This is a genomic window from Paucisalibacillus globulus, from assembly GCF_900184735.1.
GTDB lineage: Bacteria > Bacillota > Bacilli > Bacillales > Amphibacillaceae > Ornithinibacillus > Ornithinibacillus globulus_B.
The window spans coordinates 76,406-101,314 of sequence record NZ_LT855389.1; the positions used below are offsets into that span (position 1 = coordinate 76,406).

Annotated in this window: 23 protein-coding genes and 1 riboswitch; of the genes, 8 read left to right on the forward strand and 15 right to left on the reverse strand. The window is 36.4% G+C overall.

The genetic code is table 11. From position 1 onward, the window contains the following. Positions 1-48: 48 nt before the first annotated feature. The 4 genes from BN999_RS08990 to BN999_RS09005 all read right to left on the reverse strand — a co-directional run bounded on the left by BN999_RS08990 (position 49) and on the right by BN999_RS09005 (position 6,561). Positions 49-816: a phosphotransferase gene (locus BN999_RS08990; RefSeq protein WP_096271050.1), complete on the reverse strand. Its 768-nt coding sequence runs from the start codon at positions 814-816 to the stop codon at positions 49-51. 105 nt (positions 817-921) lie between these two features. Then, positions 922-2,706 carry an acyl-CoA dehydrogenase family protein gene (locus BN999_RS08995; protein ID WP_096271051.1) on the reverse strand — a complete coding sequence of 595 codons (1,785 nt, stop codon included), beginning with the start codon at positions 2,704-2,706 and terminating at the stop codon, positions 922-924. Positions 2,707-2,970: 264 nt separating this feature from the next. After that, positions 2,971-4,146, reverse strand: coding sequence for an acetyl-CoA C-acetyltransferase (locus BN999_RS09000; RefSeq protein WP_096271052.1), 1,176 nt, complete (start codon positions 4,144-4,146; stop codon positions 2,971-2,973). Between the two features lie 15 nt (positions 4,147-4,161). Continuing rightward, entirely contained in the window at positions 4,162-6,561 is a 2,400-nt protein-coding gene (locus BN999_RS09005) for a 3-hydroxyacyl-CoA dehydrogenase/enoyl-CoA hydratase family protein (RefSeq protein WP_096271053.1), read from the reverse strand. A gap of 382 nt (positions 6,562-6,943) precedes the next feature. Here BN999_RS09005 and BN999_RS09010 point away from each other — a divergent pair, with 382 nt between their 5' ends. The 7 genes from BN999_RS09010 to crcB all read left to right on the forward strand — a co-directional run bounded on the left by BN999_RS09010 (position 6,944) and on the right by crcB (position 10,868). Next, positions 6,944-7,870, forward strand: coding sequence for a metal ABC transporter solute-binding protein, Zn/Mn family (locus BN999_RS09010; protein WP_255247428.1), 927 nt, complete (start codon positions 6,944-6,946; stop codon positions 7,868-7,870). A 17-nt stretch (positions 7,871-7,887) separates the two neighbouring features. Next, on the forward strand, positions 7,888-8,640 hold the full coding sequence (locus BN999_RS09015; RefSeq protein WP_096271055.1) for a metal ABC transporter ATP-binding protein: 753 nt from the start codon (positions 7,888-7,890) through the stop codon (positions 8,638-8,640). 16 nt (positions 8,641-8,656) lie between these two features. After that, on the forward strand, positions 8,657-9,505 hold the full coding sequence (locus tag BN999_RS09020) for a metal ABC transporter permease (RefSeq protein ID WP_096271056.1): 849 nt from the start codon (positions 8,657-8,659) through the stop codon (positions 9,503-9,505). Then, positions 9,502-9,915 (forward strand): Fur family transcriptional regulator, encoded by a 414-nt coding sequence (locus BN999_RS09025; protein WP_096271057.1) that lies wholly within the window; start codon positions 9,502-9,504, stop codon positions 9,913-9,915. The genes BN999_RS09020 and BN999_RS09025 overlap by 4 nt, the downstream gene beginning before the upstream one ends. Then, on the forward strand, positions 9,900-10,052 hold the full coding sequence (locus BN999_RS20580; RefSeq protein ID WP_176481925.1) for a hypothetical protein: 153 nt from the start codon (positions 9,900-9,902) through the stop codon (positions 10,050-10,052). The genes BN999_RS09025 and BN999_RS20580 overlap by 16 nt, the downstream gene beginning before the upstream one ends. A gap of 217 nt (positions 10,053-10,269) precedes the next feature. Further along, positions 10,270-10,515 carry a fluoride efflux transporter FluC gene (locus tag BN999_RS09030; protein ID WP_096271058.1) on the forward strand — a complete coding sequence of 82 codons (246 nt, stop codon included), beginning with the start codon at positions 10,270-10,272 and terminating at the stop codon, positions 10,513-10,515. Beyond that, positions 10,512-10,868 carry a fluoride efflux transporter CrcB gene (gene crcB / locus BN999_RS09035; protein ID WP_096271059.1) on the forward strand — a complete coding sequence of 119 codons (357 nt, stop codon included), beginning with the start codon at positions 10,512-10,514 and terminating at the stop codon, positions 10,866-10,868. Before BN999_RS09030 ends, crcB begins: the two co-directional genes overlap by 4 nt. Here the strand turns inward: crcB and BN999_RS09040 are convergent. The 7 genes from BN999_RS09040 to BN999_RS09070 form a co-directional block, all read right to left on the reverse strand. Then, positions 10,851-11,165, reverse strand: a complete 315-nt coding sequence (locus tag BN999_RS09040) for a DMT family transporter (protein WP_096271060.1) — start codon at positions 11,163-11,165, stop codon at positions 10,851-10,853. The two genes, crcB and BN999_RS09040, sit on opposite strands and share 18 nt — an antisense overlap. Next, positions 11,166-11,507, reverse strand: coding sequence for a DMT family transporter (locus BN999_RS09045; protein WP_096271061.1), 342 nt, complete (start codon positions 11,505-11,507; stop codon positions 11,166-11,168). It abuts the gene before it with no gap. 82 nt (positions 11,508-11,589) lie between these two features. Further along, positions 11,590-11,678: riboswitch (guanidine-I (ykkC/yxkD leader) on the reverse strand. Between the two features lie 31 nt (positions 11,679-11,709). Then, positions 11,710-12,906: a hypothetical protein gene (locus tag BN999_RS09050; RefSeq protein ID WP_141249050.1), complete on the reverse strand. Its 1,197-nt coding sequence runs from the start codon at positions 12,904-12,906 to the stop codon at positions 11,710-11,712. Positions 12,907-12,947: 41 nt separating this feature from the next. Then, entirely contained in the window at positions 12,948-14,138 is a 1,191-nt protein-coding gene (locus tag BN999_RS09055; protein ID WP_096271063.1) for a hypothetical protein, read from the reverse strand. Beyond that, positions 14,128-15,345, reverse strand: a complete 1,218-nt coding sequence (locus BN999_RS09060) for a DUF58 domain-containing protein (RefSeq protein ID WP_096271064.1) — start codon at positions 15,343-15,345, stop codon at positions 14,128-14,130. The genes BN999_RS09055 and BN999_RS09060 overlap by 11 nt, the downstream gene beginning before the upstream one ends. Then, on the reverse strand, positions 15,342-16,286 hold the full coding sequence (locus tag BN999_RS09065) for an AAA family ATPase (protein ID WP_096271065.1): 945 nt from the start codon (positions 16,284-16,286) through the stop codon (positions 15,342-15,344). Before BN999_RS09065 ends, BN999_RS09060 begins: the two co-directional genes overlap by 4 nt. A 158-nt stretch (positions 16,287-16,444) precedes the next feature. Continuing rightward, on the reverse strand, positions 16,445-17,725 hold the full coding sequence (locus BN999_RS09070) for a hemolysin family protein (RefSeq protein ID WP_096271066.1): 1,281 nt from the start codon (positions 17,723-17,725) through the stop codon (positions 16,445-16,447). A gap of 283 nt (positions 17,726-18,008) precedes the next feature. Between BN999_RS09070 and BN999_RS09075 the strand changes: the two genes are divergently transcribed. Continuing rightward, on the forward strand, positions 18,009-18,599 hold the full coding sequence (locus BN999_RS09075) for a YitT family protein (protein WP_096271067.1): 591 nt from the start codon (positions 18,009-18,011) through the stop codon (positions 18,597-18,599). A 23-nt stretch (positions 18,600-18,622) separates the two neighbouring features. Here BN999_RS09075 and BN999_RS09080 read toward each other — a convergent pair whose 3' ends face one another. The 4 genes from BN999_RS09080 to aceB all read right to left on the reverse strand — a co-directional run bounded on the left by BN999_RS09080 (position 18,623) and on the right by aceB (position 24,633). Next, complete coding sequence (locus BN999_RS09080) at positions 18,623-20,116, reverse strand: BCCT family transporter (protein ID WP_096271104.1); 1,494 nt, start codon at positions 20,114-20,116, stop codon at positions 18,623-18,625. Between the two features lie 172 nt (positions 20,117-20,288). Continuing rightward, positions 20,289-21,479, reverse strand: a complete 1,191-nt coding sequence (locus BN999_RS09085; protein WP_096271068.1) for a C40 family peptidase — start codon at positions 21,477-21,479, stop codon at positions 20,289-20,291. Between the two features lie 284 nt (positions 21,480-21,763). Further along, a complete protein-coding gene (gene aceA / locus BN999_RS09090) occupies positions 21,764-23,038 on the reverse strand; it encodes an isocitrate lyase (RefSeq protein ID WP_096271069.1) in 1,275 nt (424 codons plus the stop codon). Continuing rightward, positions 23,035-24,633 carry a malate synthase A gene (gene aceB, locus BN999_RS09095; RefSeq protein ID WP_096271070.1) on the reverse strand — a complete coding sequence of 533 codons (1,599 nt, stop codon included), beginning with the start codon at positions 24,631-24,633 and terminating at the stop codon, positions 23,035-23,037. The genes aceA and aceB overlap by 4 nt, the downstream gene beginning before the upstream one ends. Positions 24,634-24,909 lie beyond the last annotated feature (276 nt).

A 24,909-nucleotide genomic window follows, 5' to 3' on the forward strand; every position in this document is an offset into this window, starting at 1 on the left:
AAGTGATGTATTCTAGCTTTTTAAAAGAACTTGCCTAACATTACCGAATTAGAAAAATTCATAGAGTCCCTCATCAAAATATGAATACTCATCGTTTGAAACTTTATAACGAGTATAGCCCTCATAAAAAGCATTTAGGTACTCTGGATTTTGTTTCAAACGACCAATCGCTAACGATTCATCGTACCGAGGGTCACCAACTGCCATACCTGAAACATCAATGAACATCTTAACTTCCCCATGAATAACTAAAACATTGTCAGTAGTACAGTCTCCATGAATAACAGTTTGCTTTACTGGTAAAGGCTTATGAGATATTAATTTATCTAGTAATTGGATATTTCCATCTACTCCACCTTGTTCTAAGTTTTGCTCTGCAATCTTTAATTGAACATCTAACCAATTATTGTCATGATTCAACGAGTTGATTGGACCTAATTCATGAAGTTGATTAATAAAACTACCAAAACTTTTTATTAATGCTAATTTCTCTTGGAAATTTGCATGTTCTAATGCAGTAGTTAATGAGATTCCTTCCTCAAATGACATCAGTAAGTGGCTTTTGTCCTCTTCCTTTATAAACCCATAGTAATGCGGAACAGATATTTTGGTTTGTTTAACTAATTTCTTCAGTACCTGGGCTTCGGTCTCAAGCCACTCCCTATATCTATCCTCAGAAGAGCTTTTCAATATAAAATTCCCTGATAAGGCACTAATCTTTTGTACAATGGAAGTGCAACCTTGTTCTTCTAATTTTGAAATACTATATATTTCTCCGACAACATTTTCTATTTGTTTAAGTAATTCTTGGTTCAATGGTATCACCCACACTTTAATTTAAATCAATTGAAGAAAATTAGTAGAGGAGCTTGATTGTTAAAATCAAGCTCCTCACATTTTTAACATCATGAACTCTATTAATTAAACAGTATATTTTTCAGCTTCAATAATTCCTGCAGCAATCTCACGTTTCTTAGCGATTACATTAGTTGGAGTATGACGAGTCAGTTTGCGAAGTGACGAAAGCATCATACGTAATGTGTCTCCTTCTTCAACTGCAATTAACGTTTCTTTTGCATCAGCTTCAATTCGGTTGAATGCTTCTTGTACATAAACCTGCGTATAAAGAATCTTTTGTTTATTTTTATCAGCACCAGTAGCATTGATTGCTTTTTCTGTACGAAGGATTGCACTTTCCATGTTGTAAACTTCCGCAACCATATCTGCAAGATTCACAAGAATTTCTTGTTCTTTTTCAATCTTTTGCATGTACTTTTGTGCTGCTAATCCAGCACCAAGTAGTACGATCTTCTTCGCATTTCTTAATAGATACTTTTCTTGTTCTAGAGGCTCAGTACCTGGCTCTTCTGGCATCATCATCATCAGTTCTTCTTGAAGGCTCATTGCTTTTTGGAATAAAGGTAAGTCACCTTTCATTGCCTTCTTCAACAATGTACCTGGAACTAGTAAACGGTTAATTTCGTTTGTACCTTCAAAGATACGGTTGATACGAGAGTCACGGTAGATACGTTCCACTTCATATTCTTGCATAAAACCATAACCACCGTGCATTTGCACCGCTTCATCTGCTGCATGGTCAAGTAATTCAGTAGCCATATATTTGTTCATGGAGCACTCAATTTGATATTCAGCAATGGCACGAGCAATCTCACGACCATCCTTCAATTGTTCATCAGTTAAAGAACCCATACGTTGTTCGAACAATCCAACAGTACGATATACTGCACTTTCGTTCGCATAAATTTCAGATGCAATTGTTGCAAGCTTTTCTTGAGTTAATGAAAACTTAGAGATCGGTGTGTTAAATTGTTTACGTTGGTTTACATACTGTGTAGCAACTTCTAGAGCACGTTTTGCCCCTCCTACACCACCAATTGCAAGCTTATAACGACCTACATTCAAAATATTAAAGGCAATAATATGCCCGCGGCCTTTTTCACCAAGTAGATTTTCTACTGGAACCTCTGCGTCCTCTAAAATTAACGTACGAGTAGAAGATGATTTAATACCCATTTTCTTTTCTTCCGGTCCTGTAGAAACACCAGGGAAGTCTTTTTCAACAATAAATGCAGAGAAGTGTTCACCATCAATCTTTGCATAAACAACAAATACATCAGCAAAAGCGGAGTTTGTGATCCATTGTTTTTCGCCGTTTAATACATAGTGTGTTCCTGCTTCGTTTAATTTAGCAGTTGTTTTGGCACCTAAAGCATCAGAACCTGAACCTGGCTCCGTTAATGCATATGCTGCGATAAGTTCCCCAGTTGCAAGTTTTGGAAGATATTTTTCTTTTTGTTCTTCATTACCAAAGAATACAATTGGAAGCGATCCGATTCCTACATGGGCCCCATGAGTAATAGAAAACCCACCAGCACGAGCAAATTTTTCTGTTATTAAGGATGAACTGATTTTATCTAACGCAAGACCACCGTATTCTTCTGGCACGTCCGCACCTAGTAGGCCAAGTTCACCTGCTTTTTTTAATAGGTCTACAGAATGTTCGAATTCATGGTTTTCTAGTTTTTCTACTAGTGGTAATACTTCTCCGACGACGAAGTCTTCTGTTGTTTTGGCAATCATTTTGTGTTCGTCTGTGAAGTCTTCTGGAGTAATGATATCTTCTCCTGTTAGGTCTTCAACTAGGAAGGATCCACCTTTGAATAATCTTTCTTTTGTTTCACTCATTTTATATACATCCTTTCATTAGAAAGTTAAATTTGTTTAAATCTCGCTATACCTTTCTTCCCAAGTCCGCGTCCCGTATACACTTCGCTTTCCGCGGGCGGCTGGTGAGCCTCCTCGTGCTAATGCACTGCGGGGTCTCACCTATGCCTATCCTCCCGCAGGAGTCTCCGTGTATTCGGGCCGCTCAGTGTAATTAACAAGTTTAACTAAACTAAAACTATAGTAAAAGCTTTCAATGACTAATTAGTTTACCAGCCTACTAACTTACAAGAGTTCGAATACTCCTGCTGCTCCCATTCCGCCGCCGATACACATGGTTACGACTCCGAATTGAATGCCTTTTCGTTTCATTTCATAGGCAAGGCTTAGGGTTAGTTTTGTTCCGGTCATGCCTAGAGGGTGGCCTAGTGCAATTGCTCCACCGTTTACGTTTACAATATTTGTGTCTAAATCTAGTGCTTGAATTACTCGCACAGATTGGGAAGCAAATGCTTCATTCAGTTCGAATAGTCCAATATCAGATAGACTTAACCCAGCAATTTCTATTGCTTTTGGAATTGCTTTGACTGGTCCTACCCCCATTATTTCTGGTTCAACTCCTGCAACTGCAAAGGAACGGAATTTCACTAATGGTTTCAGGCCTTCTGCTTCTGCCTTTTCTCGGTCCATTACCAGAACCGAAGCAGCGCCATCACTCATTTGTGATGAGTTACCAGCTGTAACAGAGCCCCTCACATGGAAGGCTGGGCGTAGTTTTGCAAGTACATCCATGGTTGTTCCTGCTCTAACACCTTCATCAGTATCGAAGAGGAAGGATTTTTCCTCCACTTTGTTGTTTTTCCCGATAAAACGTTCTGTAATTTCTACCGGTACGATTTCCTCTTTAAATTTATCTTCAGCAATTGCTTTTGCCGCCCTCTCATGACTTTGTACAGCGAAGGCATCCTGGTCTTCTCGAGAGATACCAAAACGATTTGCTACCTCTTCTGCTGTATGTCCCATCCCCATATAATATCCTGGTGCATCAGCTACTAATGTAGGGTTTGGTTTAATAACGTGACCTGGCATTGGTACTAGACTCATAGACTCAGCACCACCAGCAATTATTGTGTCACTCGCACCAAGCATAATACGTTCCGATGCGTATGCAATACTCTGTAGACCAGAAGAACAATATCGATTAATCGTAATACCTGGTACATCTGTTTTCAGCCCCGCAAGGCCTGCAATGTTACGAGCCATATTCATTCCTTGCTCTGCTTCCGGAATTGCACAACCAATAATGACATCATCTATATTTCCATCATAACCACCAGCACGTTTCAATGTTTCTTTAATAGTTAATGCTGCTAAATCATCTGGACGGCTATTTCGTAATGACCCTTTATTTGCTTTTCCTACAGGGGTTCTAGCACCTGCTACTATAACTGCTTCTCTCATTCTATTTCCCCCTCCCTAGTTTCTCAGTGGTTTTCCTTTTAATAACATGTGCTGCATACGAGCTTGTGTTAGCGGTTCAGCAATTAGACTTAGAAAAGCTTCACGTTCTAAATCAAGCATGACTTGTTCGTCAATTAACGTACCTTCTTTAATACGACCACCTGATAATACATATGCCAACTTCTCAGCAATTTTCACATCATGATCCGATGCATATCCACCAAATTGTAATGTTTTTGCACCAAGTACCATTGCTGCGTAACCAGCATCACCAACAACTGGAATTTTCTCACGCTTTGGAGCTCTGTATCCTGCTTTAGCAAGTTCCAATACACGTTGTTTTGCATCATGGATTAAATGGTCTGGGTTAACACTAATCCGATCATTTGCATCTAAGAACCCATTTTCTCTTGCCTCTTGTGCAGATGTTGAAACTTTCGCCATTGCCACTTTTTCGAAAACATCATTGGCTACTTTGGTCAGATCGAAGTTAATGCCCTTTGCTAGATTTCGTAGTTCCTTTAAGTAAAGTTCTTTTGTTCCCCCGCCACCAGGGATAAGGCCAACTCCAAATTCAACAAGGCCCATGTATAATTCACTAGATGCTTGAATAGCTGCTGCCGGGAGCGATACTTCAGCTCCTCCCCCAAGTGTCATATTAAATGGTGCTACCACTACTGGCTTGTCGGAGTATTTAATCGTTGTTCCCATGTCTTGGAACATTTTCACAACCATATCTAGTTCAAAGAAGTTATCATCCTGTGCTTCCATTAGCATTAAGGCTAAGTTAGCACCAACACTAAAGTTCTTACCTTGGTTTCCAATGACTAGACCTTCATAATTTTTTCCAACTTCTTCTACTGCATAATTAACCATTTGGATGGTATCAAAGCCGATTGCGTTACTTTTCGAATGAAATTCTAGTAAGGCAACTCCATCACCAATATCAACTAAGCTTGCTCCCGTGTTCTTTTTTATAACACCTTGAACATCCTTCAGGCGTTTAATATTGATTTCTTTCGGATTAAATTCTTGCTTCTTATATTCATTATTGACTAGGTAGAACACATCACCATTGTCTTGTTTATAGAAGGATTCATGACCAGATTCAAGTAACTCTAATACCCAACTTGGTATGTCTTCCCCTTCTTCCTTCATACGATCTACAGAAGTTCTTAAGCCAATCGCATCCCAAGTTTCAAATGGACCTATTTCCCAACCGAATCCCCACTTCATTGCTTGGTCAATTGCAACAATATCGTCTGCAATTTCACCCACTAACTCGGCCGAGTAAAGTAAAGCAGGTTTTAATATATTCCAAATTAAGTCTCCAGCACGGTCACCTTTCATGTTTACAAGCGCTTTCAATTTATTGCGAGGTCCTTTTGCTTGCTTAGCCAACTCAACAGCTGGAGTTTTCAATTTTCCACGATCTTCATATTCCAATGTTTCAGGGTTTAATTGATAAATTGTACTTACGCCTTTTTCTTTTTTCTTTAAGAAGAATCCTTGACCACTTTTTGCACCTAACCAGCCGTTTTCTTGCATTTTCAACATAAATTCAGGTATATCAAATACGTCCTTCTCTGCACCTTCTACCTGTTCATAGACATTTCGTGCTACATGGATAAAGGTATCTAATCCAACAACATCTAATGTGCGGAAAGTAGCACTCTTTGGCCTACCAATAAGTGGACCTGTTACAGAGTCTACCTCGCCAACACTATATCCACCTTTAAGCATCTCTCTAACTGTAACAAGTAATCCATATGTTCCAATACGATTGGCAATAAAGTTAGGTGTATCTTTTGCTTCTACAACACCTTTCCCTAACACGTCTTCACCAAATTGTTTCATAAATGCGAGTACTTCTGGATCTGTGTGCTCAGTAGGAATAACTTCTAATAATTTTAAATATCTAGGTGGGTTAAAGAAGTGTGTTCCTAAGAAGTGTTTTTTAAATTCCTCTGAACGCCCTTCTACCATTGCATTTACTGAAATACCGGAAGTATTTGAACTTACAATGGAACTTTTTTTACGAAACTGATCTACCTTTTCGAAGACAATCTTTTTAACATCTAATCTTTCGACAACAACTTCAATAATCCAGTCCACATCAGCTAATCTTTCCATATCGTCATCCATATTCCCTACTTCAATTAAGTCGAGACTATCAATGGATACGATAGGTGATGGTTTTTGTTTTAATAGTGCTTGCTTACTACTCGATGCAATTCGATTTCGTACTGCCTTATCCTCAAGGGTAAGTCCCTTTTTCTCCTCAGCTTCTGTTAATGCTCTTGGTACTATATCAAGCATTAATGTTGGAATACCGATATTTGCTAGATGTGCAGCAATGCCGGAACCCATTACACCCGAGCCTAAAACCGCAGCACGCTTGATTGTTCGCTTCATGTTTTGTCCCCCAATCACATTTTGAATGAATACTCATTCATTTTTACGGTAAAAAATTAAGGACAGTCTCCTATCCATCTATATTCACTATAAATTATATTCAGACATTTCGCAATAAAAATTATTACATTTCTATTATCTTTTTTTCTAAATCACTTCCCTCAGATACTAATTCTGAATGATTTACTTCGAAGGAAGTCTTTATGAATCAGTATAGCCATCTAGTCTCGTGGGAAAATAAACATAATATTTCTCTATAATCGTAATCATTCCTATTTACAAATCGAAACGATTACGATAAGATACATTAGTCAATATGAATTATATGAAATCGAGTGATAAAAAAATGAAACCTTTTAACTTATTTTTTTCGATTATACTAATGAGTATCCTCCTTATTGGATGCCAAAACGAAGCTACTAATCATCAAACAAAGGAAAAGCTAACAATATATACATCGGTTTATCCTATACAATATGCAGTTGAAAAGATAGGTGGAGACACCATACAGGCCTTATCCGTCTTTCCACCAGGAGTTGATGCTCACTCCTATGAACCAACAACAAAAACATTAACTACTCTTGCTAAAGGTGATGCGTTTATTTACATGGGAGCAGGAATGGAGGGATTCTCCGAAAGCATTGCAGATGCTCTGGAATCTGAAGAGATTGAACTTATTGAACTAGGGAATCATGAAGAACTGTTTGAAGAAAATCATCATGAGGATGAGCATAATCACGAGGAAGAATCTAATAATCATCACCATGATGACGGACATAACCACGGTGACCATGACCCACATATATGGATAGATCCCCTTCGGATGATTGAAATGAGTCACATTATTACGGAATACTTAAGCCAATTAAACCCAAGGAATAAAGAGCTTTATCATACTAATTATCAATTATTAAAAGAAGATTTGTCTAAACTTGATTTAGAATTTCAAGAAACATTACAAAGCAAAACAGATAAACAAATTCTTGTTTCCCATGCAGCATATGGATACTGGGAAGTACGATATGGTATTACCCAAATTCCAATTAATGGACTTTCTTCCACTAGCGAACCTTCGCAACGTGATTTAGTTCAAATTATAGAACAGGCTAAAGAGAGTAAACTGAAATACGTCATTTTTGAACAAAATGCAACTAGTAAAGTATCTAGTATTATACAAGATTATATTGGTGCTGAGGCATTGACCATTCATAACTTAGCAGTCCTAACAGAAAAGGACATTAGAGAAAATATGGATTATCTATTATTAATGAGACATAACCTAAATGTGTTAGCTCAAGCAACCAAATGAAAGGAAGCTACCTGAATATGAATTCAATTATCTCTTTACAAGATATTAACTTTTCATACGAGAATAAAACCATTCTTCATCATATAAACTTTGAAATTCCAAAAGGAGCCTTTGTTGGCCTTTTAGGACCCAATGGTGGAGGAAAAACAACCTTAATCAAAATAATCCTTGGGATGTCAAAACCTGATAGCGGGAGATTAACTTTGTTTGATAAATCTCTTGAGGAATTTAAAGATTGGAATAAAATTGGCTTTGTGTCACAAAAATCTAACTCCTTTAATAAAGGGTTTCCTGCTTCCGTTTACGAAGTAGTGTCTTCTGGTCTTACTAGTAAAGTGGGATATCTTAGATTTTTTAATCATAAGCATAAGGAAAAAATCCTTCAGGCTATTGATGCCGTTGGAATGAGTGAGTACGCCTATGAAAATATCGGAAATCTGTCTGGTGGGCAACAACAACGAGTATTTATCGCACGTGCATTAGTTAGTGAGCCTGAATTGCTTATTTTAGATGAACCAACTGTTGGGGTAGATTATGAGAATGTACAACGATTTTATGAGCTACTACATGAATTAAATAAACGTAATGGAATTACCTTGTTATTAGTGACACATGATACTGGGACAATGACAAAATATGCCACTAATATCGCTTGTCTAAACAAAACACTTCATTTTCACGGAAAACCAGAAGAATACGAGAATTTAACAGAAAAGGAAATGTCAAAACTTTATGGTCATGACGTGAATATTATTTCACACGATCATTAATGTTGGAGGAGAACCAATGATTGCAGATTTATTAGAATATGACTTTTTGAGGCAAACATTTATTACTGGAATATTAATTGGAATTATCGCACCACTACTAGGAACGTTCATTGTGGTTAGACGTCTTTCCTTAATAGCTGATGCACTTTCCCATGTTACTTTGGCCGGAATTGCTTTTGGTCTATTCCTAGAAAAGAAGTTTTCCATTATGATACTATCCCCTATTTATAGTGGCTTATTATTTTCCGTTATGGGATCTATATTCATTGAAAAGTTAAGAAGTGTCTACAAGGCTTATCAAGAATTAGCTATTCCTATTATTCTTTCAGGAGGAGTAGGTCTAAGTGTTATTTTTATTGCATTAGCGGATGGGTTTAACACGGAGTTAATGAATTTCCTATTTGGTTCTGCATCAGCTGTAAGTAGAACAGACTTTATTACCATATTTATTATCACTATTTTTGTTTTAGTTATCATTTCATTATTTTATAAAGAGTTATTCACTCTATCATTTGATGAGGAACATGCTAAAGTTTCCGGAATTCATTCCAAACAGATACATTTATTATTTATCATTTTGACTGCATTAGTCATTGCCGCTTCCATCCAAATAGTTGGCGTGTTATTGGTTTCTTCCTTGATGACATTACCTGTTGCAGCAAGTATGCGTATAGCGAAAGGTTTTAAACAAATGATGTTTCTCGCTATTGTATTTGGAGAGTTAGCTGTTATGATAGGATTAATAGCAGGATATTATTTAAATATTCCACCTGGTGGAACCATTGTTGTTGTAGCAATTATTATTTTATTAATCGCAATAGGATATAAAAAATTACCAGTAGCAACAAAGGGGGCAAGAACATGAATACCTCTGAAGCAATCGAACTTTTAAAGAAAAAAGGGTTCAAAACCACGGGAAAGCGAAAAGATATTTTAACATATTTTGAGAATGAAGACAGATATCGTACTGCAAAAGACCTTATCCAGCATTTAGAAGAAACACATGAAGGAATAAGTTTTGATACCATTTATCGAAATTTACATCTTTATAATGAAGTAGGAATTCTGGAATCTACAGAATTAAATGGGGAAAAGCACTTTCGAATGAATTGCACACATCATCACCATCATCATTTTATTTGTAAGGATTGTGGAAAAACAAAAGAAATTGAGGTCTGTCCAATGGATGAAGTAAAAAGAACCTTAGCTAACTATGAAATTGAAGATCATAAATTTGAAATCTATGGATTATGCCCATCATGCCAACACACTTAACATCCTGGAAAGAATACCTTGCAGTAGGTATAGGTGGTATGTTTGGTGCTGTTGGACGCTATAGTATTTCTGTTTTTGTGGAAAATCGTTTCCTTTTTCCAATTGAAACTTTAGAGGCTGGGACAAAAGAGTTTTAGTTGATTAAAATCCGAACGAACATGAATAGCGCATAGACCCGCTCCGGAAATATACTACGCTTTCCACGGGCGGCTGGTAAGCCTCCTCAGAGCTTAAAGCTCTGAGGGGTCTCACCGATGCCTATCCTCCCGTAGGAGTCTCCGTATATTTCCGGAGCTAATGTGGCGTATCGTTCAGGTTCTCAACTTATACTTTTAGTTATGTCCCAGCCTCTTTTTGCTAAGCTTTCTATTAGCTAGTAAATGGTTTAGAAGAAATGTACCCCCGACAATATCCATAGGATTTACAACCGGGGCAATCGGTGCATTTACAACCTTCTCTACCTTTGCTGTTGAAACGATAGAGCTTGGTGTAAATCACTTTTTGTTAAGTTTTATTTATGTTTGCATTAGTGTTATTGGGGGAATCTTATTCTGTTTTATGGGTTATAAACTAGCAAATAAAGGAAAGAGAACTATATGAATTTTATTATCGTTGCACTAGGGGGATTAGTAGGCAGCATCCTCCGGTTTTATATTTCTATCAAACTAAATAAACGCTTAATAGCTACTTGGATTGCCAATATTTCCGGGTCAATTATATTGGCTTTTTTACTCTATTATTATTCTAATGATGTGCTAAACAAATCCCTTTGGTTATTTTTCGGCGTCGGGTTTTGTGGTTCATATTCTACCTTTTCAACCTTTGGCAACGAATCTTTGCAGTTGATCATGAATAACCAATTAAAAGCTGCAATGAAGTATATGATGACAACCTTATTAGTATCTCTACTTTGTGTGGGGATTATCTTATCTTTATTAGGATATCAGTTTTAGTCCGACAGCTGCTGATAGGACCATACACATAAACAATATTCTCAAGAAAGTCTTTGGTTCATTGTAAAAAACCATTCCTATGAGCACACTACCTACCGTACCAATACCCGTCCATACTGCATATGCCGTCCCCATTGAGATAGACTGCATAGCCAAGGCAAGAAATATGAAACTTACGGTAAATCCACCAATTAGTAACGTAAAGCTCCATAGGTTTTTCTTTTTATTGACTTGATTAATCCCTGTAACTCCAAGTACTTCCCCTATCCCTGCAATAATTAATAGTATCCACTCCATTTAAACCGTACTTCCTTCCTGTTCCTTCTCTTTAGTCACCGTCTTTAAGCCTATGACACCAATTAGCAATAATACAATTAAACCAACTTTAGCAAGTTGAAATGGCTCACCAAAGACAAGCATTTCCACGATTACTGTACCCGCTGCGCCTGTCCCTGTAAATACTGCGTAGGTTGTTCCAGCTGGTAGCTTGCTAGAAGCAACAACGAGTGCATGCATGCTGACATAAATTGCAATGATAGTTAATCCCCATGTCCACCAATTATATGAATGCTTCAATCCCACTACCCAACCAATTTCAAAGAAAACACCAAGCCATAATAAATTCCAATATTTATTCATCTAATCACCTCATCTTGATGTGGAGTTTTAAAAAATACTCCGCCTATAAAAAAAGCCCGGGAAGATATCATTATTCTTGATATCCTCCCGGGCTTTTCTCCCTCCGTGTACACTTCCGTGCGTTTTCTCTCGGACCAGACCATATTATGCGGAACCCTAGAAAACTTTATATTTTATATTATGACAGGTAAGTAATAAAAAGTTAAGTATTATCTACTTTATTGTTTTTTAACAAATTCTGCTCAAATAGTTTAATCATGTTCCTTAACTTATCTTCTTCCTCAACCGTAGTGCTTTGTTCACCATAACGTACTTTTTGGTATACCTGAATATCACCTTCTAAACCGATACGTTCAAACCAATTCTCTATGGATTCATGGCTCATTCTACCAAGTTTAGCCTTAGATGCTTTCCTCTCAAAATCATAGACAATTTTTCGAATAGGATGATTTGGTTTTAACTTCCTTCTTTTAAAGACTTTACCGAAAAATCGACCATCATCTTTAACTTCGTCCGGCTGTATGTTAAAACCATTCGCTTCCAGGTCCTCAGTTTCATAAGCTTCTGATTTCATAGATTTATAAATAATGAACGTAAGGAATAGTACTATTGCACCTATAGAAATAGCTAGTAATAAATTAAAATGATCACCATCCGAAGGTTCAAAATGCATCTCAACTGTTTCACCTTCAGCAAATCCTGGTGTACCCTCTATAGGCTCCATTTGGTTCACACCACTTTTGAAGAAATCACTGATCCCAAGCCATTCAAAAAAACGAGCTATGAGACTAGCAAATAAGGTAATTCCACCACCAATTCCAGACCAAAACTTACTTGCTACCCATGACAGAGTATCAGATAACAAATAGATTATTAGGATTGTCCCAAGAAAAAATCCACTTATTTTTGCCCATTCTGTCTTATGAAAAGCTCTTTGATTTTCTTTTTCAATCACTAATAAATTACTAAATGTAAACCCTAATACTATTACGACAATTTGTGTAATAAATACAATTACTACATCAAAATTTCGCATTAAAAATATGCCAAGTATCGTTAGAAGCAAAGTCGCTGATATATAAGTAGACTCATAACCAAGAAAACCCTTTCCCCGTATCGCAATATAACGCCAAGCAAATAAGCCGGAAAAAATTATACTTAAAAAGAGTGGGTATTCTATTATATAAAATAATAGAAATACTACCGGTATAAACGCAATATAAGGTAAATAGCTGTTCGTCCTATTCGAGATGAAAGAATACACAATCCCAATACCAGCTAAAATCGCCAAGTAATACCACACCGGTACATTTCCATAATGATAGAAATTAAACGGAAGCAAAGCTAGATAAATAATTATTCCTTCCGCTAAGAAGTGATAAGTTTGGGTTATATTCATTTGTTTTGTGCGCACTTCTTTCACCTCTATTCTTTATTTCTTTATTTCGCTTCAAGTATCTCTTCCATACTTTTTAATTGCTTTCGTAACAAATCCTTTTCGGAGTCACTTACATTTAGGTGACCATAACGAACACCTTGATAGACATTAATATCTGCTTCTATTCCTAACCGTTTAAACCAATCTTCTATTGTTTCATGTACTTTTCTGCCTTTATTATGCTTAACAGCTTTTTTCTCAAACTGAAATACCATCTTACGAATAGGATTATCTGGTACTCTTACCTTTCGATTAAAAAATGAAAACTTCTTCTCATCAACAAGATTATCACGATGAATTTGAATGGGGCTATTTAACATAGCTTCCTGAACTTCTACTTTAATAAATCGTCTCTTCACTTGCCTTTTCACAAAAGAAATAGCTAGAAGTACAAGAACAAATAACAACACTACAGCAATAGCAAAGACTAATAATCCTGACATTTCTTTAAGAACACTTTCATCCGGTGCCATATAACCATAACCATCATGTGTTATCTTGTCAGGGTCTTGGTCTGGCCAACCTCTTTTTTCAACCTCCCAAAATCCCAAGAAGTTAGAAACACCAAGAATAGTACTACTTGCCACAAGAATCAGTCCATCCCATAGGGTAACTGTAATACTACGAAGTAAAGGGTAAGTAGAAAGAAATAATCCAGCCCCTGCAATAAGTAAGCCTATAAAATACCCTGGGATTTTACGATCAATTTGTTTCCGATCTTCTTTAACAACATGTACCAAATGACTAGTGATATAGCCAAAAAACAGTATGATAAACTGCAAAAAAGGGTATATCATAAATTTACTATCATGAACAAAAATACTCACAAAAATTGTGGCAAATACAGTTAATAGTATATAAAGAGGCTCTCTTCTAATTTGTTCTTGATTCTGTATAGCCATATATCGCCAAACTAATAAACCAGATAAAAGAATAACGATTAAAATCGGATAATCTAGAAAAAAGAAAATCCCAATTAAAACTGGCGCAATCAATACATACACAAATAAATTTGCATTGAACTTTTTAATTAATGTAAAAACCACACAAGCTAAAGCAATAACAGCTAGATAACTCCAATACGGTACAAAAAAATATCGGTGATAGAGTACAGGTATAAATACCATAAATAAGATAATAGCTTCACTTAAGAAATGGTATGCGTAGGCAATAAGTGGATGATTATGTTGCATTCCTCATTGCCTCCCTTGCAACCGGTCGAATACCTGCTCCACCTTCTCCTTCCACTACTTGATATACACTATTTTGTACTTGTTTCCATGAATTCATCATATCGATCGAACCTGCAGGAAGGTCACCTATGAAAATAATGGTTTTTGGCTTAATAGACTGCTTTCCAATTTGGAAAAGCATCTTATTAAATGGTAGAATTGGAGCCTGTTTATGTACCCTAGCAAGCATTTCTAAGGCATGCATGTAGTGAGTTTTTCCTTCCCCCTCGTGTAAATGCACATAAGGTACTTTTCCAGGCTTTCTTGCATTAATATAGATTTCAAACGGTATTCTCATCTTTGTGGCATATTCGCTAAGAAATGCCGTATAAGATAGTAGGTTCTCTAGATTTTTATTGAAACTCACCATATTTTTATCATTTTCTGTTCCTAAATTAATGACAAACACAAATGTTCGGTCTACTACCTTTTCGTAAATGTTAGTCTGCATTTTCTGTGTTTTAACCGTTGCTTTCCAATTGATTTTATGGAAAGGATCACTGTAGCTATAATCCCGAGTTCCAAGTGGGCTTTGCACATCCTCAAATGGAGAGTAATTTAACCTACTTTCTCCCGGCATCATGTGAAATACGGCATTTGCTCCTTGCACTGGAAGTAATTTGGGATATACAATAAATTCCGTTTGATAAAAATCATAGTATCGTAATCTAAGTCTATTAAAATTTAGTAGATGTGGAAAATCATAGGATATATTTTTAACCCTAGCCACACCACGTTGCTCTGCACGCACTGGAAATTCAAGCACCGTTTTCTTTTTCTGAATCATGGATAGGGGAAGTTTTATTTCCCTCCAGTATTCCTTCTCATCTTTTACTAGTGTATATGCCTTAATAGCTGAACCAATCTGAAATGTTAATTCTCCATTAATAAGTGGAAATGTAGAACGATTTTCGATCTCCATTTTAAAATTAATTTCTTCTCCTGGAAAAAGCTTAATTGCCCGGGGTTTATTCTTTAAAGAAAGGCTCTTCTCCACACTTTTATTATAAATTTTATAGGCGATAAGATACGCTGCAAAAATACCAACTGCGATAAAAACAACAGCAGATCTAAAAATAACCCCGATAACAAAGAACACCAATAATGCTAAAAAGATATAGTCAAAGCTTCTAGAATCCTCTGTTCCAGCTTCCTTTCTCCATGTCATTGTGTAACTGCCCCTTCTTCAACTGGCACAGGTACTGCCTCCAGAATCTCTTGTACAATTTGTTCTGATGTCTTTTTTATCGAGCCCTCCATGGTTAAGATTAAACGATGTTCGAATACATAAGGTGTTAGCGTTTTGATATCATCTGGAGTTACGTATTCTCTCCCTCTTAAGTATGCCCGAGCCTGTGTAGCACGCATAAGGGCCAACATTCCCCTTGGACTGATTCCTAATTCTACCTCATGATGATTTCTTGAAGCATGAACTAAATCTAACAGATAATCGTAAACAACATCTGAAATCGTAATTTGTTTAATATCTTCTTGTATTAAACGGATTTCTTCTAATGATAATACTGGTGTAATTTCTTCATATGGATCACTAGTACGATATGTAGTTAGAATTTGTTTTTCTTCCTCTTTTGTTGGATATCCAATATCCACTCTAAATAAGAAACGGTCAAGTTGTGCCTCAGGTAAAGGGAATGTACCATAGTTACTCTCTACTGGGTTTTGAGTAGCAATAACAACAAAAGGTGCCTCTACTTTAATCGTTTCTCCATCGATAGTTGATTGATATTCTTCCATCACTTCCAACAAACTAGACTGTGTCTTTGGCGTTGCTCGGTTAATTTCATCCGCTAGTAGTACATTAGATACTACTGGACCAACACGCAGTTCGAATTCCTGTGTCTTTGGATTAAAGAATCGAATACCAGTTACATCACTAGGAAGTACATCTGGTGTGAATTGAACACGATTAAATTCTCCGTTCATTACTTTTGCAAAACTCTTTGCTAGTTTAGTTTTACCAGTTCCCGGAACACTTTCTAGTAGAACATGACCCCCAGCGAATAATGCTGTGAATAGTAGATCAACAACGTCCTCTTTTCCGTAGATTACACGGTTAAGTGCTTCTTTAGCTAGTCTAATATTTTCCATCTCTAAAATCCCCCTAATAGTGATAAAAGTTTGATAATTTATATTATTATAACATGTCTTTATACTCATTTACGATTAATATCTTTAAAGGTTTCAAAGAAATAAAAATTAATTACAAAAAAAGACAAACCAAGCTGGTTTGTCTTTTACCATATTCATTATACTTTTACGATACGAATCTTTTTAATTTGATAACCATCATTTTCTTCTACGATGAATTGATAGCCGTCATGTTCAACTGTTGTACCTTTTTTAGCTTCAACATTATGATTGATAACCCAACCAGCTATCGTGTCAACTTCCTCTTCATCTAGATCTGTACCTAGGAATTCATTTACTTCATATAATAGTAACTTACCATCTACTACCACAGACCCATTTTCTTGTTCTTCGATCATAGGTGTTTCATGAACATCAAATTCATCTCTGATGTCACCGACTATTTCTTCAAGTATATCCTCAACCGTAATTAAACCAGCAGTTCCACCGTATTCATCAACTACAATTGCCATATGAATACGTTCCTTTTGCATTCTTAATAGAACTTGTTTAATTGGTGTTGATTCTGAAACATGTATAATAGGGCGAATATGAGGCAAAATCGATTCTTTCTCACTAGTAATATGACCAGTGAATAGTTCCTTAATATTAACTAAGCCAATAATATGATCTTTATCCTGATCAGCAACAGGGTATCTGGTATATTGACCCTCTCGGATTACATTTATATTAGTTTCATAACTATCTTCTTTAAAAAAGCAGACCATTTCAGTACGTGGTACCATAATCTCTCGAGCAACACGTTCGTCAAATTCAAAGATATTGTTTACATACATCATCTCAGCTTTGTTTATTTCACCATTTTTGTAACTCTCAGAAAGAATGAGACGGAGTTCTTCTTCTGAATGAGCATTTTCATTTCCTTCAACAGGTTTTATGCCCAGTAAACGTACAAACAGTTTTGCTGTTCCGTTTAAAATAAATAAAATAGGGTATAAGATAATACGGACCATTAATAATGGCTTTGCTAAAGCTAATGCCATTGCTTCTGCTTTATTTGTTGCTATTGCCTTCGGTACTAATTCGCCAATAACTATACGTAAAAACATAATAATGAAAAAAGCAATTAAAAATGACAAAAATCCAACCGAGCTTGTTAAACCAGCATCCTCAAAAAGGGCACGGAACGCTGTTTCAATCGGACTCTTTCCTAGCCATCCGAGTCCCAATGCAGTTATTGTGATCCCGATTTGGCATACATTAATAAATACATCAAGATTATCATCTATTTTTTTTAAGCTAATTGCTTTTGAATTACCTTCTTCAATCAATTGATCTATTCGGCTAGAACGGACCTTTACAATGGCAAATTCGGTTGCTACAAAGAAAGCAGTTAACAGTATCAATGCAGCAACCCAAAGTAAGTTTACTATATCCAATTAAGATCCTCGTATCCAAGTGATACGGAGGATTTCACCTCCTGATTAATTAAAAAATACATACGTTAATCCGACCATATCGTAGATGATTCCACACAAAGGGAAACCGATACATCTGCAAAAGTTATTTGATTCAAATTTACCTTCCCATCAGAATCACCTACCTCCCTATCATAATTATATTCTATCTAATACAATCAGTCTACAAATATTTCTTCGTTTTCATGTTTTGTACAAGCCTCTCATACAATAAATTGTAACGCTTGTACAAGGTGGTTAGATTATGATACGGAAAGCACTAGCAATTTTAATCGGAAGTACACTAATTGCTATAGGCATTAATTATTTTGTAATACCGCATCATCTAGTTGAAGGTGGGTTAATAGGCGTCGGTTTAATTGGAAAATATGCTTTTGATTTCCAACCAGGATTAACCATTATTATATTAAGTTCCCCACTCTATCTCATAGCATTCTTTCACGAACGCAGTTTATTTTATAACGGAATCCATGGACTATTAGTTTCGTCTTTCTTAATAGATTTGCTTCGCCCTATCTCAACCCACTCATCAGTCCCAATCTTTATTAGTAGTTTAAGTGGTGGCTTCATTATCGGTATTGGAATCAGTATATTACTTATTAACCATGTTAGCAGTGGTGGAATGGCCCTTATTGCATTACTCTTATCAAAAAAAACATCGATCAATGTCGGCATTTTTATATTATTTTTCGATAGTTTAATCATTCTGGTAGGGTCCGTCGTTATTTCGGAAACAACTATATTCTACTCTGCATTACTTGTGGGTACGGTTGGATTTACTACGTTGTTTTTTACCAGCTTTTTAAAACCAAAAGAAATAGCTCCTCTTACTTGAGAAGCTATTTCTTTTCAATAACTTTATTCTAAGTTGTTGTGGTTTGACTTCAGAATCTTTAGAAAAGCAATAACAATAATAACCAGAATAATCGTGAATGGTAATGCAGTAATTAATGAGGCTGTTTGCAATGCATCTAATCCTCCTGCTAACAAAAGTACCACTGCAATGGCGGTTATTAATACACCCCATACTATCTTTACAAACAATGAAGGGTTTATACTCCCCTTTGAAGTCATACTGCTCAAAATATAAGTCGCTGAATCTGCTGATGTAACCAAGAAAGTGAAAATTAACAAGATAGCTAGAACTGAAAGAACACTAGAGATTGGCAATATTTTAAAAGTCTCAAATAATGCAACTGCCACATCTTCATTCACAGCTTCTGCAATCTTGGTACCTCCATTTAGGTCACTGTTTAGTGCAGTTCCTCCAAACACAGCTACCCATAAACATGCAATAACAGGAGGAACAATTAAAACTCCAAAAACAAATTCTCTTATGGTCCTCCCCCTTGAAACCCTTGCAATAAATGCACCAACAAATGGGGACCAAGCAATAGCCCAAGCCCAATAGAATATAGTCCAGTCTCTTACCCAGTGCCCACCTCTATATGGAGTTAATCGGAGACTATACTCAATAAAATTTGTTAAATAATCTCCCAAACCTAGTACAAAGGAGTTCAAAATAAATACAGTTGGTCCTGCAAAGAAGACAAACAACAATAAAATTAAACATAAACCTAAATTAATATTACTTAACCACTTAATCCCTTTATTTAGCCCTGTACTAGATGATAATAAGTAAAGAACTAGCATTATAACCGCAATAATTAATTGAATCCAAGTCGAGTTCGGTAAACCAAAGCTGCTGTTTAGACCCCCATTCATTTGTAATATTCCAAGTCCTAAGGAGGTTGCTACTCCCATTACTGTAGCAATTACAGCTAAGGAGTCAATTGTATTACGAACGATACTATTACCACCTACAATAGGTTTAATAGAAGTAGAAATTAGACCATTCTTCTCTTTTTTAAATTGATTATATGCAATGATTAATCCAACCACTGCAAATACAGACCATTGGCTAATCCCCCAGTGAAAAAAACCATACCCCATTGCTATTCTTGCTGCATCGTCTGATTTACTAATTAAGTCAGGAAAAGGAGTTATAAAAAAATGGGACATCGGCTCCGCAACACCCCAGAATACCAGACCAGATCCAAAACCAGCCGAAAACAACATTCCAATCCAAGTAAAAAATGGATATTCAGGTCTTGATTTTTGAGGTCCCAAACGAATTTTTCCGTATTTGCTTATGGATAGACCAATTAAAAACATGACAAACGCAAAAACAGCAAGTAAGTAAAGCCAACCAAAATTAACTGTCGTAAAATTAAATAAGGATTGAGCTACTTCCCCGAATTTCTTAGGTAAAATTGCCCCTAAAAGAACGAGTATAGAAATTATGATTGCAGATACATAAAAAACTGGATTGTGATAGGATTGCTTCTTCATATGTAATCCTTTCTTATAGTAAATTGACGTAGTATCAATTATTCTTCGATGTAATTGTCTATTTATGCAGTCTTTTATCATTTGCTTTTTTATCTCTGATAATAACAAAGGGTCAGATATCCCAGCTTACTGAGAAATCTGACCCCCTATATATAGTAGTCTTTTAATTTTATTATTTTACTACTCTTCTTACATGACCTGAAAAATGGTTTTTCCAGTATCCAGAGGACATATCAGCAACAGCTAGCCCTGTAGAGTTCTGAGCACCAATGAATTTACCATTTCCAACATAAATTCCAACGTGTCCATTTGTCTTGTACGTATTAAAGAATACTAAGTCTCCAGGTCTTATATCACTATAAGAAACTTTTGTTCCTGAGTATTGCATTGCTGCAGTGCTTGATGGTAAGGAGACACCAGCTTGTCCATAAGCCCATGAAACGAAACCAGAACAGTCAAATCCACCAGGCCCTTTACCAGCCCACACATAAGGAGTTCCTAAATGTGGATATCCAGCATTGATAGCCGTTTGAACTACATTACCAGATACAACAGGCGCACTTTTCGTTTTTGTTTCTTTCTTACTTAGCGTAGTTAATGAACCATTTGAGCCAGACCCATTAGTTGAACCTGCAACAACTGGGTTAGCCGCAGCATGTTGGGCAGCAATCTTGCGATTAACTTCTGCTTGTAGAGTAGCTAATCGGCTATCCTCCATTTGTAAATCATCTATTTTAGCTTGTAGATTTTGCTCTTTAGCTTTTAAGTCACTTTTTCTAGCCTCATTATCTTCTTTTTGAGTTAGGATAGTTTGTTGCATTCCTTCTAGCTCTGTTTGTAATTCAGATAACTCAACAAGTTTCTCAGCAACCTTAGTTTTATCCGCTTCAAGCTGATCGACTAAATCTTGATCTGATGATGTAATTTTATTTACTGCTGTTACACGACTAATAAAGTCTGTGAAACTAGAAGAACCAAAAATCACATCTAGAAAGCCAATATTACCACCATTTTTTTGGTAGTTAACCATACGATTACTTAGTATGTCATAACGCTTTTCAATTTCTTCTTGTAATTTTGCAATTTCTTCTTCGGTTGTTTTAACTTGTGCATTTGTTTCATCGATCATTTTTTGATTCGATTTTAGAGCACTCTCAACCTCTTTAATTTTTTCATTTAATTCTTCTATTTCTGTTAGAACTGTTGCAATCTCTGCTTCAGCCTTGGATAGTTTATTTTGAACTTCAGAACGATCATCCTGAATTTGTTGTAAGTTAGGTTCCGCGTATACAGAATCAACAGCTAAATTACTGGTTACACCAATTACGATTACTGTAGCAATTGTAACGAAAGACTTTTTCACTTTCTTCCCCACTTTCTAGACATTCTATTAAACTACTAGATGTTGTCTATGTATACTGTCTATTAAATCTATTACTTTAGTCTTAAAAAGTATAACATCAATAAATTTCACTAGTATTATTGTTTTGTTACAAATAGATTTCAAAGTGTAGGACTAGGTATTAAGACTATGATTAAGGAGCACTAAAATGTATTAGAGACAGCACCCTAACAATCTAATTAGCTTATTGCTAGTGTAGAATGTTAGAGGCTGCCCCCCTCCGCAACCCTATTTAGGGATAAAACCTAAAACTGAGCTTCTTCCGTAGATCCTTTTAATGCTACAGTTGAAGAAGTTCCTCCTGAAATAACCTGTGCTACTTCATCAAAGTATCCCGTACCAACTTCTCGTTGATGCCTTGTAGCAGTATAGCCAAATTCTTCACTTTGAAATTCATTTTGTTGCAGTTCGGAATAGGCAGCCATACCAGTCTCTTTATACTTTCTCGCAAGTTCAAACATACTATAGTTAAGTGCATGGAATCCGGCTAATGTTACAAATTGGAACTTATATCCCATTTTTGAAAGTTCATCTTGAAAACTCCCAATCTGAGAGTCTGATAATTTTTGCTTCCAATTAAAGGACGGGGAACAATTGTATGCAAGTAATTTATCTGGGAATTTTTCATGAAGGGCATCAGCAAACTGTTTGGCCTCTTCTAAACTAGGCTCTGCCGTTTCGCACCAGATTAAATCTGCATAAGGTGCATAGGCAATTCCTCTAGCAATTGCCTGTTCAATTCCAGCCTTCGTTCTGAAAAAGCCCTCTGCGGTTCGCTCACCTGTGATGAATTCACTGTCAGTAGGATCTACATCACTTGTAATTAAATCAGCAGCATTCGCATCCGTTCTAGCAATAATTAAAGTAGGTGTTCCCATAACATCTGCTGCAAATCTAGCAGCAATTAGATTTCGCACAGCTGTTTGAGTTGGCAGTAAAACTTTCCCACCTAAATGACCGCATTTTTTCTCTGATGATAATTGGTCCTCGAAATGCACGGCCGCAGCACCCGCTTCTATCATTGACTTCATTAATTCAAATACATTCAATTGTCCTCCAAAGCCCGCTTCTGCATCGGCGACAATTGGGACAAACCAATCAATTTCTTCTTCTTTTCCTTCTGAATAATGAATTTGGTCTGCTCTCTGGAGTGCCCGATTTATCCGTTTTACAACGGTTGGTACACTGTTTACAGGATAAAGACTTTGATCAGGATACATTTGACCTGCAACATTTGCATCTGCTGCTACCTGCCAACCACTCAAGTAAATTGCCTTTAATCCAGCTTTAACCTGTTGGACAGCTTGGTTTCCCGTAAGTGCACCTAGAGCTTTGACATAAGAATCACTATTTACCATTTCCCATAACTTCTCTGCACCTCTAGTGGCTAATGTATATTCGATATCAATGGAACCCCGTAACCGGATAACATCTTCTGCTGTATAGGGTCTTTCAATCCCTTCCCAACGAATATTCTCTTCCCAATCCTTTATTAAATTATTTATACGCGAATTACTCATAGAGCTTTTCTCCCTTCTTTTATCAATTCCTCATAGGCAGGTAATGTTAAGAAGTCAATAAATTCATCATTTTGAACCAAACTTTTGAAAACTTTTGTTGCACTTAATAAAGCATCTTTATTCTGTATAGAATTACCTATCTTGTAATGCATTTCTTCCACTTCTTCCGCAATAATCTCCTCAACTAAATCACCCGTCACTGGTCTTCCATCCGTTAATATCCCTTTAGGGCACCTCATCCATTGCCAAACTTGTGCCCGAGAAATCTCTGCAGTGGCAGCATCTTCCATTAGATTGTTAATAGGAACTGCACCTCTACCTCTTAACCATGCAGCAAGATATTCGATTGAAACGTTCACATTCGTACGAAGCCCTTCTTCCGTAATATCTCCTACCGGAATCTCTAATAAGTCCTTACTCGTAATATTATTGTCTAGTTTCTTATCGACTTGATTGCATTTAGGCATACTCCTATCAAAGATTTCTTTAACAAGAGGTACCATGCCGGGATGAGCGACCCATGTACCGTCATGCCCATCACGAACTTCCCTTTCCTTATCTGCTCGCACTTTGGCAAAAGCAAGCTTATTTGCTGTAACATCATTTTTCACAGGAATTTGAGCAGCCATTCCACCGATTGCTGGTGCATTTCGTTTGTGGCAAGTTTTAATTGCTAATAAGGAGTATGCTCGCATAAACGGTGATTCCATTGTAATAGAAGCACGATCTGGTAATACGATATCCTTTTGCTGTTGGAATTTCTTAATAAAACTAAAGATGTAATCCCATCTACCACAATTTAACCCTGAAGAATGTTCCCTTAATTCATACAGAATTTCCTCCATTTCAAATGCCGCGGTAATGGTCTCAATTAATACAGTTGCTTTAATGGTTCCCTTTGGTATTCCGAGCCATTCTTGAGCAAATATAAACACATCATTCCAAAGCCTTGCTTCCTGATAATGTTCTATCTTTGGCAAGTAGAAATACGGACCAGTTCCATTCTGGATTAAACTCTTGGCATTATGATAAAAATATAATCCAAAATCCACCAAACTAGCAGACATCTTCTCTCCATTTACCTCTAAGTTCTTTTCTACTAGATGCCAGCCTCTTGGACGTACAATAAGTGTGGCTGTCTTTTTATTTAATTTATAAGCCTTTCCATTCTCTGCTGTAAAATCTATCTCTCTACGGATTGCATCACGAAGATTCAGCTGTCCATCGATCATGTTTTTCCAGGTTGGGGAGGATGCATCCTCAAAGTCAGCCATAAAGACGTTTGCACCTGAATTCAGCGCATTTATAATCATTTTCCGATTAACTGGACCAGTTATTTCTACTCTTCTATCCAATAGGTCTGAAGGTAAAGGGTCAATAGTCCAGTTACTATGACGAATATTAGCTGTTTCGCTTAGAAAGTCCAATATATGGCCCTCATTTAACTGTTGTTGAAATACCTTCCTATTCTCTAACAATGTTAGCCTAACATGGTTAAAGTGAAGATGAAGTTCCGTAAGAAATTCTAATGCCCCGTCTGTTAGAATCTCTTGTTGATTTGATACATAGCTAGAACAAATAGCTTTGGTCTTCATATAAACACCCCTTTTGTTATATCACAATAAACTTTTTAACACGTTGTTATATAACAATATTCCCAAAAAAAATTACTCTTCCTTTTTAGATAAGCAATATTCACATTCAATTGTAAATCCCAGATTCTCGACATAATCGCCACATTCTGGGCATCTTTCTGTTTTATTATACATAGGAGTCCACCACCTTTTATATAACAGGTTTACAATATAATAAATTGTTATGATACAGACTATGAACTTATTCCAATTATGATACTAATTTTTTCGCATAAA

Coding starts and splice junctions, on each gene's coding strand:
- BN999_RS09010 (WP_255247428.1), top strand. CDS start 6,944: ATGAGTATCCTCCTTATTGGATGCCAAAACGAAGCTACTAATCATCAA.
- BN999_RS09080 (WP_096271104.1), bottom strand. CDS start 20,116: ATGAAGAAGCAATCCTATCACAATCCAGTTTTTTATGTATCTGCAATC.
- BN999_RS09050 (WP_141249050.1), bottom strand. CDS start 12,906: ATGAATATAACCCAAACTTATCACTTCTTAGCGGAAGGAATAATTATT.
- BN999_RS08995 (WP_096271051.1), bottom strand. CDS start 2,706: ATGAGTGAAACAAAAGAAAGATTATTCAAAGGTGGATCCTTCCTAGTT.
- BN999_RS09065 (WP_096271065.1), bottom strand. CDS start 16,286: ATGGAAAATATTAGACTAGCTAAAGAAGCACTTAACCGTGTAATCTAC.
- BN999_RS09055 (WP_096271063.1), bottom strand. CDS start 14,138: ATGCAACATAATCATCCACTTATTGCCTACGCATACCATTTCTTAAGT.
- BN999_RS09025 (WP_096271057.1), top strand. CDS start 9,502: ATGAATACCTCTGAAGCAATCGAACTTTTAAAGAAAAAAGGGTTCAAA.
- BN999_RS09005 (WP_096271053.1), bottom strand. CDS start 6,561: ATGAAGCGAACAATCAAGCGTGCTGCGGTTTTAGGCTCGGGTGTAATG.
- BN999_RS20580 (WP_176481925.1), top strand. CDS start 9,900: ATGCCAACACACTTAACATCCTGGAAAGAATACCTTGCAGTAGGTATA.
- BN999_RS09000 (WP_096271052.1), bottom strand. CDS start 4,146: ATGAGAGAAGCAGTTATAGTAGCAGGTGCTAGAACCCCTGTAGGAAAA.
- BN999_RS09045 (WP_096271061.1), bottom strand. CDS start 11,507: ATGAATAAATATTGGAATTTATTATGGCTTGGTGTTTTCTTTGAAATT.
- aceA (WP_096271069.1), bottom strand. CDS start 23,038: ATGAGTAATTCGCGTATAAATAATTTAATAAAGGATTGGGAAGAGAAT.
- BN999_RS09015 (WP_096271055.1), top strand. CDS start 7,888: ATGAATTCAATTATCTCTTTACAAGATATTAACTTTTCATACGAGAAT.
- BN999_RS09020 (WP_096271056.1), top strand. CDS start 8,657: ATGATTGCAGATTTATTAGAATATGACTTTTTGAGGCAAACATTTATT.
- aceB (WP_096271070.1), bottom strand. CDS start 24,633: ATGAAGACCAAAGCTATTTGTTCTAGCTATGTATCAAATCAACAAGAG.
- BN999_RS09060 (WP_096271064.1), bottom strand. CDS start 15,345: ATGACATGGAGAAAGGAAGCTGGAACAGAGGATTCTAGAAGCTTTGAC.
- BN999_RS09075 (WP_096271067.1), top strand. CDS start 18,009: ATGATACGGAAAGCACTAGCAATTTTAATCGGAAGTACACTAATTGCT.
- BN999_RS09040 (WP_096271060.1), bottom strand. CDS start 11,165: ATGGAGTGGATACTATTAATTATTGCAGGGATAGGGGAAGTACTTGGA.
- crcB (WP_096271059.1), top strand. CDS start 10,512: ATGAATTTTATTATCGTTGCACTAGGGGGATTAGTAGGCAGCATCCTC.